The sequence below is a fragment of the Leucobacter edaphi genome, assembly GCF_016522535.1.
In the GTDB taxonomy this organism is placed as follows: Bacteria; Actinomycetota; Actinomycetes; order Actinomycetales; family Microbacteriaceae; genus Leucobacter; species Leucobacter edaphi.
The window spans coordinates 183,795-196,103 of sequence record NZ_JAEHOI010000002.1 but is presented as its reverse complement, the minus strand read 5'-3'; the positions used below and the strand labels follow the sequence as shown (position 1 = coordinate 196,103).

Below are 12,309 nucleotides of genomic sequence, written 5' to 3'. Positions count from 1 at the left end.
TCCAGTCGGTGACACGAGGACGGTCTTCGTCTTCGCTGTGGTTCGGGTATTCGTTTGTCGTGTCGGCCGTTCCGCTGCGCCAGCGTGACGGCCGCTCGCTCAGAAGGAGGCGATCCAGTTGCGCAGCAGCTGGATGCCCGCCTCACCCGACTTCTCCGGGTGGAACTGCGTCGCAGAGAGCGGGCCGTTCTCGACGGCTGCGACGAAGCGCTCGCCGTGATCCGCCCACGTCACGAGCGGCCGCGTGGCCTCGTTGCGTCCCTCGAGCGTCCAGTCCACTGCGGCGTTGCTGTGCACGAAATAGAACCGCTCATCGGCGATTCCGTCGAACAGCACCGATCCCTCGGGGGCCTCGACCGTGTTCCAGCCCATGTGCGGCAGCACGTCGGCCGACAGCTCGCGGACCGTGCCCGGCCACTGCCCGAGCCCCTCGGTCTCGATCCCGCGCTCGATCCCGCGCTCGAACATGATCTGCTCGCCGACACAGATGCCGAGCACCGGTCGGCCGCCTGCGAGGCGGCGATCGATCAGCTCGTCGCCGCGGACCGCGCGCAGCTGGGCCATCACCGCGTCGAACGCGCCGACGCCGGGAACGAGGAGCCCGTCGGCAGCGAGCACCGCCGCGGGATCCCTGGTCAGCTCGACCTCGGCGCCGGCCTTGGCGAGCGCCTTCACCGCGGAGTGCACGTTGCCTGAGCCGTAGTCGAGGACGGCCACCCGCTTCGCGGGCGCGGCAGCCGTCACAGTGCGCCCTTGGTCGACGGGATCCCCGTCTCGAGCGGGTCGAACGCCTTGGCCTGGCGGAACGCACGCGCGAACGCCTTGAACTCGGCCTCCGCGATGTGATGCGGATCGCGGCCCTCGATGAGCTTCAGGTGCACGGTGAGGCGCGCGTTCAGCACGAGCGCCTCGAAGAAGTGACGCACCATCGAGCCCGTGAAGTGGCCGCCGATCAGGTGGAATTCGAAGCCGGTCGGCTCGCCGGAGTGCACGAGATACGGGCGGCCCGAGATATCGATGACGGCCTGCGCGACCGCCTCGTCGAGCGGCACGAGCGCGTCGCCGTAGCGAGTGATCCCGGCCTTGTCTCCCAGCGCCTCGAGGATGGCCTGGCCGAGCAGGATCCCCGTGTCCTCGACCGTGTGGTGCACGTCGATGTGGATGTCACCCTTGGCGTGCACGGTGAGGTCGGTGAGCGAGTGCCGCGCGAAGGCGGTGAGCATGTGATCGAAGAACGGCACGCCGGTATGGATGTCGGACTGGCCTGTTCCGTCGAGATTGACGCGGAGGCTGATCTGCGACTCGCTCGTGGAACGCTCGAGCGCGGCGGTGCGTGAGGTTTCGGTCATGCTGGTCAGTCTACCGGGCTTCCCCGACCGACTCCGGCGTCCCCGGGCCCCGCGGTCCGCTCGCAGCGGCCGCCTGCGCCTCGCGGGCGGCCCTCGCCTTCCGACGGCGCACCACCGCGACGGCGATCCAGATCCCGGCGAGCGCGACCCCGATCAGCAGGACGATCCAGTCGGGAACCGCGGCGGACCAGCCCATCACGTCGGCTTCGAGCCGCGCCTGCGCGGTCGCGCCGAGCACGCCGCCGAGCGAGGCCGTGCCCTGCGAAACGAGCAGGAGCACGCCGATCCCGATCGTGAGGAGTCCGCCGACGACGTTCGTCCACGCGTTCCGCCACCGCCCGATCACGAGTTCCCGCGGACGCACGAGGCGGCGGACGATCGGGAGGCGATTCCAGAGCAGCGCGAGCGCGAGCAACGGCAGCGTCATCCCGATCGCGAACACGAGCAGCACGAGGCCGCCGAAGAGGGGCTCCCCGCCGAACGCGGCGAACGCGAGCGCCGCGCCGAGCAGCGGGCCGGCGCACACGCCCGCGAGGCCGTACACCGTGCCGAGCGCGAAGACCGAGGCGTTCGAGGCGCCGCTCACGCCGCTACCGCCGCCGTTCACGGCGCCCGCTCGCCGGATCAGGCCGGGAACGGGAATCCCGAGCAGCAGGATCGCGCCGAGCACGATGACGAGGATCGCCGCGATCGTGATGAGGGCGAAGCGGTACTGGTTCACCCAGGCGCCGAGCGTCCCGGCGAGGAGGCCCAGCGGCACGAGCGCGGTCGCGAGGCCGGCGAAGAACACCCCCGTGCGCGCGAGCAGCGCGCCGGGGCTCGTGAACGCGTAGGCGAAGAACGCGGGAAGGAGCATCACAGAGCACGGGCTCAGCAGCGTGAGTACGCCGCCGAGGAGGGCGCCGAAGAGACTGAGACTCACCGGGATCCGATCCGCCGCGGTTCCCGGCTAGGCGGCGTCGAGGGCCGCGTCGAGGAAGCTGCGGAACGCGTCGACGGGTTGCGCACCGCTCAGCGCCTTGCCGTCCGCGACGAAGAAGGGCACGCTCGTGACGCCGAGCTGCTGCGCCTGCTCCGTGCTGGCGGCGACCTCGGCGCGGAGTTCCGGGCTCGTCATATCGGCGGTGAATCGCTCGATGTCTGAGACGCCCGCGGTCTTGGCGAACGCGACGAGTTCCTCCTGCGCCAGCTCGGGGTGCCCGGTTTCCGGTGCGGCCGCGTAGACCGCGGTGACGAACTCGTGGTACTTACCCTGCTTGCCCGCGGCGCGCGCTGCGGCCGCCGCCCGAGCGGACTCCTCGCCGAAGAAGGCGACGTCGTGGTACTCGATGCGCACCTTGCCCGAGTCGACGTACTCCTTGATCACGGTCGGGAGGGCGTCGCGGGAGGCCACGGCGCAGAATGGGCAGCGCATGTCCACCCACTCGTTGAGCACGACGGGCGCATCGACCTTCCCGATCGCCATCGGATCGTTCGCGTCGCGTCGCTCCAGTTTCGGAGCGCCGGAGTTCGTGGAGTTGCCTCCGTCCGCCTGCTGGCCCTCCTTCGTCTGCTGCGAGCCTCCGCTCGCGGCGTTCGACCCGCCGTCGCGGTTTTCGCTCCACTGGAGCCCGCCGAAGACGAGCGCGGCGAGTGCCACGGTGCCGAGCAGGACGTTGAGCACGCGGGATCGGCGGAGCCTCCGCTCGAGCGCCTGGCGGGGAAGGGCTTCGGGAGGAAGGGACATGCATCCAGGCTAACGAGTGTCGCTCAGAATCTCGAAACGGCCGGTTTCCTGTGGTTCCCTGGGGTGGCGGGGAATTTCGAGCGCGCGAAACCGGCGGTGCGGGCCGCAGCCGGACCCGCGCCGCTTCAGTGCTGCGTGTCGACCGGGGTGAGCTCGGCGATCGCCTGGATGAGGGCGGTGGTCTCTTCCGAGGTGCCCGCGGTGATGCGGAGGTGCCCGGGGATATTGAGGTTCCGGATCAGGATCCCGCGCCCCCTCAGCGCCTCGAACATTCCCTCGGGGTCCGCGAATCCGCCTACGAGCAGGAAGTTCGCCCCGGAGTCGTGGACCGTGTATCCGAGTTCTTCGAGCGCTCCCTGGAGCCGGTCGCGTTGGGCGCGGATGTCGGCGACGGTGGCGAGCATCTCGCCGGAGTGCCGGATCGCGGCGACGGCTGCGGCCTGGGTGAGCGCGGAGAGGTGGTACGGGAGGCGGACGAGCCGGAGAGCGTCGATGACGGCCGGGTCGGCTGCGAGGTAGCCGAGGCGGACGCCCGCGAAGGCGAAGGCCTTGCTCATGGTGCGGGAGACGAGGAGCCGGGGCCTGCCGGGGAGCAGTTCGACCGCGGTATCACGCTGCTCGTCGAATTCGACGTATGCCTCGTCGACGATGAGGATGCCGTCGAAGGCGTCGTAGGCGGCGAGGATGACGTCCCGGTCGAGCGGGGTGCCGGTCGGGTTGTTGGGGCCGCAGAGGATGGCGATGTCGGGCTGGTGTTCGGTGAGCGCGGCGCTGACGCCCTCGGGGGTGAGCGCGTAGTCCGCGGGCCTGGGGACGCCGATCCACTCGGTGTCGGTGCCGCTCGCGAGGAGCGGGTACATGGAGTAGGTGGGCGTGAAGCTGAGGAGGCTGCGGCCGGGTCCGCCGAAGGCCTGCAGGATCTGCTGGAGGACCTCGTTGGAGCCGTTGGCCGCCCACACCTGCTCGGGGGTGATGCCGTGGCAGAGGTAGCCCGCGAGCGCCTCGCGGAGCTCGGTGAACTCGCGGTCGGGGTAGCGGTTGACTCCGCGGACCGCTTCGGCCAGTGAGGCGATGATGTCTTCGAGGACGGGCTCCGGAAGCGGGTGCGTGTTCTCGTTGACGTTCAGGCTGACGGGAACCGGATCCTGCGGGGCCCCATAGGGTCGCTTGCCGACGAGATTCGCGCGGAGAGGAAGGTCACTGAGCTCGGTCACTCGGCCAGTCTACGCGCCCGGGCGAATCGAATCCGACGCTGTCAGGGCCCGTCGCCCACTCCCGAAAACCGTGTGGCCGGTGATGGCGCTCAGATACCCAGGCGCTCAGATACCCAGGAGCTCAGATACCCAGGAGCTCAGGTGTCCAGGTGTTCGGAGCTCAGGCGTCCAGGCCGAGCTCCTCCCCCGAAACCGTGGAGGGGTTGGAGTTGTAGCGCAGGGGCACGGCGACCGGCTGCCCGGCCTCGACTCCCGAGTCTTCGAGCTGGTTGAGCTGCACGATCTCCGCGACCAGGTCGCGAGGATCCGCCGCGGGATCCAGCTCGGAGGCGAGCGACCACAGCGACTCGCCGGGCTGTGCAACCACGTAGTGGAAATCCTGACCGCTGTTCGCGGCGTTGCTCGCGAGAGCGGACGGGGCGGCGAAGGAAGCGAGCAGCGCGAGCACGGCAGCGACGAGCACGGTGGCCAGGCCACCGAACAACGCGCGACCCCTGCGGGTGAGCTTGATACGCCCCACCGGCTTCGGTGCAGCGGTGAGATCCTCGACCTGAATCGCCTGTGCGCTCATGATTTCCTCTCCTTCAGTTCGTGTTCCGCCCGCAAGCGGTGCGAACATCTGTTTCGAATCTATCTTCGAATAATCGAAACCGCAACCCTTGATTCGAAGATTTCTGTGAACGAATCTGCGCGACACTCGAACAGATGTTTGCCTCGGTTCGAACGTACGCACTAGGGTTTCCGGCAACAGGACCAGTCAATCGAGCACCACTGACATTGACGGATCCGCCTCCCCGATCCGCCGCACGGCGCAGGAAGGACCACCATGAGCACCGCGACGCCGAAGCCGCTGAGCGAGAAGCAGCAGGCCATTCTCGAGTGCATTGCGCGCTCCGTCGAGGATCGCGGCTACCCGCCGAGCATGCGGGAGATCGGCGACGCCGTGGGGCTGTCCTCCCTGTCGAGCGTCACGCACCAGCTCAGCCGCCTCGAACTCGGCGGCTACATCCGCCGCGACCCGAACCGACCGCGCGCCCTCGAGATCCTCGTCGAACTCGCGAGCACGCGCGACGCGCTCGACGGGGCGCCCACCCAGCAGGTCGAGGAGGCCGCCTACGTGCCGCTCGTCGGCCAGATCGCGGCGGGCGTTCCCATCACCGCCGATCAGCAGGTCGAGGAGGTCGTGCCGCTCCCCCGCGCGCTCGTGGGCGACGGCCAGCTCTTCATGCTCAAGGTCGTGGGCGATTCCATGATCGACGCCGCGATCTGCGACGGCGATTTCGTGGTCGTCCGCCAGCAGCGCGAGGCGGAGAACGGCGACATCGTCGCGGCCATGCTCGATGGCGAGGCGACGGTCAAGGTGTTCCGCCGCCGCGACGGCCACACGTGGCTCCTCCCCCGCAACAGCGCATTCGAACCGATCCTGGGCGACCACGCCGAGGTGCTCGGCCGCGTGGTTGCAGTGTTCCGATCGGTGTAATCACCGCTATTCCGCGCGGAGGCCTTAGCCCCGGCAATCGCATTGCGCCACGCGGTTCCGGGACCGCCGGGCCTCCCGCCGCGGGCGTCGGATCCCCGATCACACCCCGCGCGCGCCGGCGCTCCGCGGCACGCACGACCGAGGTGCGCGGCCGCGTCGACCCGCGGTCCCCGGGCAGAAGCGTCAGGGTCGCCCCGCCACCGGATCCGGCGTCAGCAACTCCAGCTCGCGGAGCACGGCGAGCACCCGCTCGTGCCGGTTGAAGGTGTAGAGGTGGATCGACGGCGCGCCGCCGTCGAGGAGCTGTCGTGCGAGCGACACGGTGTGCTCCACGCCGAGTTCCGGGGCGTATCCCCCGGCGTCGGCGAGGGCGCGCACGAGCCGCTCCGGCGCCGGCCGCCCCGCGAGCGATGCCACCTTCTGCAACTGCGCACTCGTCGAGACGGGCATGAGGCCCGGAAGGATCGGGATCCGCACCCCCGCGTCCGCGGCGTCTGACACGAAGCCGAGGTACTCCTCGGCCTCGAAGAACAGCTGGGTGATCGCGAACTGCGCCCCCGCCTCCTGCTTCGCGAGCAGCCACTCGAGGTCCTCGGATCGGGATCGCGAGAGCGGATGGCCGTTCGGATACGCGGCGACCGCCGTGCGCCCCACGCTCGTGAGGGCCGGCCGCTCGGCCCGAGCCTCCGCGATGAGCTCGACGAGGTCACGCGAGCTCGGCGACCCCGCAACCACGGCGTCGTCCTCGGAGAGTCCGCGCGGCGGATCACCGCGGAGTGCCAGGAAGTCGTGCACCCCCGCGTCCATAATGGCGTGGATCGTCTCCCGGATCGTCTCCCGGTCCTCCCCCACGGTCGTGAGGTGCGCGAGCGGCAGTGCGTCGGTGTGTTCCCGCAGATAGCGCAGCAGATCGAGCGAGGCGTCCCGGTTCGAGCCGTTCGCCCCGTAGGTCACGGAGATGAAGTCGGGCCCGGCCGCCGAGAGGTGCTGCACGGCGTGGCCGAGCGCGAGTGCTGCGGCACCGGTCCGCGCGGGGAACACCTCGAACGAGAACCGGGCGTACGTCGCCGCGGTTCCTGCGAGGAGCAGCGGGCTCATTGGGATCCCCCGTTCACGGAACTGATTCGCGCGGAGGTGGCACCGGCGCCGGAGCCCACGAGCTCCCCGCCGTCGGGCGCCGCCGACGCGCCGCCGCGCAGCTCGTCGGAGGCCAGCGCCGTCCCGCGGACGCGCGCGGCGATCTTCGCGAAGGCGACGTCGCGCGCGAAATCGGGCGAACCGTGGCGCGGCTTCTCGTCGATGAGATAGGGCGAAAAGCCGCAATCATCGGTCGATCCGAGGCGATCGGCCGGGATGAAGCGGGCCGCCCGGACCAACTGATCCCGCACCTCCTCCGCCGTCTCGAGCTTCGGGCTCGTCGGATTCGTCACGCCGAGCAGCACGCGCGGCACCGGTCGCCCAGCCTCGGCGAGCGCGCCGAGCTGCGTCCCCACGAGACGGGCCACGCGATCCGGCTCCCGCTCGCTCGCGGACTGCACGAGGAAGTAGCCCGCCTCGATCTGGAACAGCTCCGGGATCAGCTCGGCGTAGTCCACGTCGGCGCTGTGGGCCGAGTCGTTGTCGTTGCCGGGACAGGTGTGCACCCCGATCGCCGGGCGCAGCTCGGCGGGCACCCGATCCAGCACCCGGTTGATGAGCTCGATGAAGCCGCCGAGCGCAGCGGGGCCGGCCCACGGCGCGCGCAGATCGCGCCGCAGCGCGAGCCGCCCCTCGGTGAAGTCGATCGACACGCGCGCGGCACCCGCCGCGAAGCAGCGCTCGATGTCCTCGGCGCAGCCGGCAACGACGTCGTCGAGGAACTCGGCGCGCGAGTAGCCGGGCAGGCCGCTCTCCGGAACCACGAGCGAGAGCATCGACGGCGAGATCACGGCCTGTTTCACGGGCAGATCGGTGTGCGAGCGCGACGCGGCAACGTCCTCCGCCGCCCACGCGCGGAACGCGAACGGCCCGCGCGCGAGGCTCGGCACCACCCGGTGGTGCCCGTCGGCGAACACGGCGAACACCGGGCCCGCCTCGACCTCGTCGGTGCCGAGCGGGTAGCTCGCGAAGCTCTGCCTCCGCTGCTCGCCATCGCTCACGATCGGCGATCCCGTCGCCACGAGGGCTGCGATCGTGTCCGCGACGGCCCGCTCCTGCTCGGCCGCGAGCTCCTCCGGGGTGACCTGCCCGATCTCGGCGTCGAGCACCGCGCGCTGCAGGCGGGCCGGCCGCGGGATCGATCCGACCTGCTCGGTCGGCAGAACGGACGGATCCCAGGAGCGCGCCGCGGGGGTGTCGCGGGCCGCCACGGCAGCCGGCCCGCGACCGGGCTCGGTCACGCCCGCACCGCGGCCTCGCGCACCGTCTGCGCCGCAGAGACCAGGTTCTTGAGGCTCGCGACCGTCTCGTCGTAGCCGCGCGTCTTGAGCCCGCAGTCGGGGTTCACCCACAGCTGCTCGCCCGGGATGCGTGCGGCGGCGATCCGGATCAGCTCCGCCTGCTCCTCGACGCTCGGGATGCGGGGCGAGTGGATGTCGTAGACGCCGGGGCCGATCCCGCGCGAGTAGCCGTGGTCGCCGAGTGGCTCGACAACATCCATGCGGCTGCGCGCCGCCTCGATGCTCGTGACGTCGGCGTCGAGGCCGTCGACCGCGTCGATGATCTCGCCGAACTCCGAGTAACAGAGGTGCGTGTGGATCTGCACGCCGGGCGCGGCACCGGCCGTCGCGAGACGGAACGCGCCCACCGACCAGTCGAGGTACGCGGCCTGGCGGTCGCGGTCGAGCGGCAGCAGCTCGCGGAGGGCCGGCTCGTCGACCTGCACGATCGAGATCCCCGCGTCCACGAGGTCGTCGATCTCGTCGCGGAGGGCGAGCGCCACCTGCGATGCGGTATCCGAAAGCGGCTGATCATCGCGGACGAACGACCAGGCGAGGATCGTGACGGGCCCGGTGAGCATGCCCTTCACGGGACGCTCGGTGAGGGACTGCGCGTAGGACGACCAGCGCACCGTCATCGGGTTCGGGCGGGAAACGTCGCCCCACAGGATCGAGGGGCGCGTGGCGCGCGTGCCGTACGACTGCACCCAGCCGTGCTCCGTCACCGCGAAGCCGTCGAGGAGCTCGGCGAAGTACTGCACCATGTCGTTGCGCTCCGCCTCACCGTGGACGAGCACGTCGAGGCCGATCTCCTCCTGGAGCCTGATCACGCGCTCGATCTCGGCGCGGAGGAAGCCCTCGTAGGTCTCCTCGTCGATCTCGCCCTTGCCGTGCGCAGCGCGGGCCTTGCGGATCTCGGCGGTCTGCGGGAAGGACCCGATCGTCGTGGTGGCGAGCTCCGGGATCCCCAGGCCGCGCTGCGCGTCGCGGCGGTCGCCCTCGGCGGCGCGGTTGCGGTCCTCGGCCGTGACGGCGTCGACGCGGGAGCGGATCCCGTCGATGCGCACGCCGGGGGCCGCGGCGCGGTCCGCGAGGATCCGCTCGGTCTCGGCGAGCTCCGGCTCGATCGCGGCCGCCCCCTCGGAGAGACCGCGCGCGAGCGTCGCGACCTGCGCGACCTTCTGGTCGGCGAAGGCGAGCCAGGAGCGGAGGCGCGCGTCGAGCTTCGTCTCGTCTGCGACGTCGTGCGGCACGTGCTGGAGGTTGTTGGAAGTGCCGATCACGGTGGCGATTCCCGCGTTCTTGAGGCGCTCAGCCGTGGCGAATGCCGCGCGCAGATCGGTGCGCCAGATGTTGCGGCCATCGACCACGCCGGCGACGAGCTGCGTGTCGGCGAACGCCTCGGCGAGGGCGCCGCTCGCGAGCGCGTCCTCGGGCAGCGAGCCGCGCACGAGGTCGGCCTGCACGGCCTCGACCGGGAGGGCCCCGAGGCGAGCGAGCGCCGCGGACGAGTCGCCGTAGGGCGCCGTGAGGAGGATCGCGGGACGCTCCCCCACCGGAATGGCGCCGAGCTCGGCGTACACGCGCTCGACGAGCGCGAGCGTCTCCTCGCGCGACACGGACAGCGAGTCGGAGACGAGCGCCGGCTCGTCGATCTGCACCCACTGGGCTCCCGCCGCGGCGAGCGCGCGGAGCAGTTCCGCGTACACGGCGACCACGTCCGCGAGCCGGTCGATCGGCCGGAAGCCCTCGCCCGCCTCGTCGGATGCCTTCGCGAGCAGCAGGTAGGTGACGGGGCCGACGAGCACCGGGCGCGTCTCGATCCCCTGATCAGCGGCCTCTGCGAGGCGCTCGACGAGGGCGGAGGCGTTCGCGCCGAACGGGGTGCGCTCGTCGATCTCGGGGACGCTGTAGTGGTAGTTGGTGTCGAACCACTTCGTCATTTCGAGCGGCTGGTGGTCGCGGTCGCCGCGGGCGAGGGCGAAGTAGGTGACGAGGTCGGATCCGGAGATGTCGGCGAAGCGCTCCGGGATCGCGCCGAGCGCGAGGGTCGCGTCGAGCACCTGGTCGTAGAAGCTGAAGCTGTCGGGGATCGCGCCGCCCTCCGCGGGAAGCCCCAGCTCGACGAGGCGCGCGAGGGTTGCCGCGCGGAGATCCTTCGCGGTGGCCCGCAGCTCGGCCTCGTCGCTCGCCCCGCGCCAGTACGACTCGACCGCGCGCTTCAGCTCGCGGCGGCGGCCGATCCGGGGGTAGCCGAGGATCGTGGCGGTGGGCAGGGTGTGTGCGGGCATTGGGGTCCTCTTCGATTCAGCGCTCGGAATACACCCGGTGGCCCGGGCACTCTTCACGCTAACCGCGGATGCTCCGTGTCCGCCCGCATGTTTCGCCGTATGAATTACGCACTGTTACGCGACGGCTCGGCCGCCGCTGCGTCGGGTCCCGCCTGATCAGCTCATGAACGGCGCGAGCTTCGCGAGCATCTCCGCCGTCACGAAGGCGCGCACGCGCGTGCCGTCCTCCACGTATTCCGTGGAGAGGACGCGGTTGCGCTCGTGCAGTTCGGCGACGAGGGAGCCGCGGTCGTACGGCACCACGACGTCGACCTCGCGATCGGGAATCGGGATCGCGGCGTCGATGCGGGCGCGCAGCTCCTCGATCCCCTCGCCCGTGCGGGCCGAGGCGAACACCGCGTCCGGGACGAGTCCGTGCAGAACGAGGCGCTGGGAGTCGTCGAGGAGGTCGGCCTTGTTGAAGACCACCAGCTCGGGGATATCCTGCGCCTCCACCTCGGCGATCACCTCGCGGACGGTGCGCAGCTGCGCCGCCGGGTCCGGGTGGGAGCCGTCGACGACGTGCAGGATCACGTCGGCCTCGCCCACCTCCTCGAAGGTGGAGCGGAACGCCTCGACAAGCTGGTGCGGCAGGTTCCGCACGAAGCCCACCGTGTCGGCGTAGGTGAAGCTCCTGCCGTCGGACGTCTCGGCGTGCCTGATCGCCGTGTCGAGCGTGGCGAACAGCTGGTTCTGCACGAGCTCCTGGGTGCCGGTCAGCCGGTTCAGGAGGCTCGACTTGCCCGCGTTCGTGTAGCCGGCGATCGCGACCGAGGGCACCTCGCCGCGCTTGCGGTTCGCGCGCTTCGCCTCGCGAGCCGGAGTCATCTGCTGGATCTGCTTGCGCAGCTTCGCCATCCGGGTGTGAATGCGCCGGCGATCCAGCTCGATCTTCGTCTCGCCGGGACCGCGGGAGCCCATACCGGCGCCGGCCGAGCCGACCTGGCCGCCGGCCTGACGCGACATCGACTCGCCCCAGCCGCGCAGACGCGGCAGCAGGTACTCGAGCTGCGCCAGCTCGACCTGGGCCTTGCCCTCACGGCTCTTGGCGTGCTGGCTGAAAATATCGAGGATCACCGCGGTGCGGTCGATCACCTTCACCTTGACGACGTCCTCGAGCGCGCGCCGCTGGCTCGGTGCGAGCTCGGTATCGGCGACGACGGTGTCGGCGCCGACGGCCTGCACGAGCTCCGCGAGCTCCTGCGCCTTGCCCTTGCCGAGGTAGGTCGCGGGGTCCGGGTTCGCGCGACGCTGCAGAAGCCCCTCGAGAACGTTCGCGCCGGCGGTCTCCGCGAGCGCGGCGAGCTCCCGGAGCGAGTTCTCCGCGTCCTCGAGCCCGTCCTTGCCATATCCGGTGTACACGCCGATCAGCACGGCATTCTCCAGGCGCAACTGCCGGTATTCGACCTCGGTGACGTCTTCGAGCTCGGTTGACAGCCCCGAGACGCGCTTCAAACCGGCGCGCTCCTCGCGCTCGAGCCGGATCGCGTCGAGATCCTCCGCGAGGTGATCGTGCTCGGCGTCGCCGAGCGCCTGCGCACCGCTCGTGAGGTCCCGGATCACGGTCGCTCCGCCCCGCTGCGCATCGCGCGCGAGCACGCGATCGAGCGGATCGGCGTAGCCTGCGCGGCCGGCACGCTCCGACGCCTCGGGGCGCGGCGCATCGGCCTCTGAGGCGCCGGCTTCCGCGCGCTCAGGGGCCGTGCCGGGCGCGGTCTCGGCGTCGGCGATCACTTCTTCGTCTTCGTGCAGGCGTTTCGTCATGTGGGCTCCAGTCTACTTCCGGCCTCCGA

11 protein-coding genes are annotated in these 12,309 nt (G+C 70.8%); 1 reads left to right on the top strand and 10 read right to left on the bottom strand.

Annotation, left to right across the window (positions count from 1 at the left end; all coding sequences use genetic code 11):
• Positions 1–99: 99 nt before the first annotated feature.
• The 6 genes from hisH to JD292_RS02225 all read right to left on the bottom strand — a co-directional run bounded on the left by hisH (position 100) and on the right by JD292_RS02225 (position 4,860).
• Positions 100–744, bottom strand: coding sequence for an imidazole glycerol phosphate synthase subunit HisH (gene hisH / locus JD292_RS02250; RefSeq protein WP_200131109.1), 645 nt, complete (start codon positions 742–744; stop codon positions 100–102).
• Positions 741–1,349 (bottom strand): imidazoleglycerol-phosphate dehydratase HisB, encoded by a 609-nt coding sequence (hisB, locus tag JD292_RS02245; RefSeq protein ID WP_200131108.1) that lies wholly within the window; start codon positions 1,347–1,349, stop codon positions 741–743. The genes hisH and hisB overlap by 4 nt, the downstream gene beginning before the upstream one ends.
• Positions 1,350–1,359: 10 nt before the next feature.
• Entirely contained in the window at positions 1,360–2,271 is a 912-nt protein-coding gene (locus JD292_RS02240) for a cytochrome c biogenesis CcdA family protein (RefSeq protein ID WP_200131107.1), read from the bottom strand.
• Positions 2,272–2,298: 27 nt separating this feature from the next.
• Positions 2,299–3,075 (bottom strand): DsbA family protein, encoded by a 777-nt coding sequence (locus JD292_RS02235; protein WP_200131106.1) that lies wholly within the window; start codon positions 3,073–3,075, stop codon positions 2,299–2,301.
• 125 nt (positions 3,076–3,200) lie between these two features.
• Positions 3,201–4,289 carry a histidinol-phosphate transaminase gene (locus tag JD292_RS02230; RefSeq protein WP_200131105.1) on the bottom strand — a complete coding sequence of 363 codons (1,089 nt, stop codon included), beginning with the start codon at positions 4,287–4,289 and terminating at the stop codon, positions 3,201–3,203.
• Between the two features lie 160 nt (positions 4,290–4,449).
• Complete coding sequence (locus tag JD292_RS02225) at positions 4,450–4,860, bottom strand: LysM peptidoglycan-binding domain-containing protein (RefSeq protein WP_200131104.1); 411 nt, start codon at positions 4,858–4,860, stop codon at positions 4,450–4,452.
• Between the two features lie 255 nt (positions 4,861–5,115).
• Here JD292_RS02225 and lexA point away from each other — a divergent pair, with 255 nt between their 5' ends.
• A complete protein-coding gene (gene lexA / locus JD292_RS02220; protein WP_200131103.1) occupies positions 5,116–5,769 on the top strand; it encodes a transcriptional repressor LexA in 654 nt (217 codons plus the stop codon).
• Positions 5,770–5,952: 183 nt separating this feature from the next.
• Here lexA and JD292_RS02215 read toward each other — a convergent pair whose 3' ends face one another.
• From JD292_RS02215 to hflX, 4 genes are all read right to left on the bottom strand, one after another.
• Positions 5,953–6,867 carry a methylenetetrahydrofolate reductase gene (locus JD292_RS02215; protein WP_200131102.1) on the bottom strand — a complete coding sequence of 305 codons (915 nt, stop codon included), beginning with the start codon at positions 6,865–6,867 and terminating at the stop codon, positions 5,953–5,955.
• Positions 6,864–8,147 (bottom strand): uroporphyrinogen decarboxylase/cobalamine-independent methonine synthase family protein, encoded by a 1,284-nt coding sequence (locus tag JD292_RS02210; protein ID WP_369411112.1) that lies wholly within the window; start codon positions 8,145–8,147, stop codon positions 6,864–6,866. The genes JD292_RS02215 and JD292_RS02210 overlap by 4 nt, the downstream gene beginning before the upstream one ends.
• Positions 8,144–10,477 carry a 5-methyltetrahydropteroyltriglutamate--homocysteine S-methyltransferase gene (gene metE / locus JD292_RS02205; protein WP_200131101.1) on the bottom strand — a complete coding sequence of 778 codons (2,334 nt, stop codon included), beginning with the start codon at positions 10,475–10,477 and terminating at the stop codon, positions 8,144–8,146. The genes JD292_RS02210 and metE overlap by 4 nt, the downstream gene beginning before the upstream one ends.
• A gap of 156 nt (positions 10,478–10,633) precedes the next feature.
• Positions 10,634–12,280: a GTPase HflX gene (gene hflX, locus JD292_RS02200; protein ID WP_233613236.1), complete on the bottom strand. Its 1,647-nt coding sequence runs from the start codon at positions 12,278–12,280 to the stop codon at positions 10,634–10,636.
• Positions 12,281–12,309: the final 29 nt, after the last annotated feature.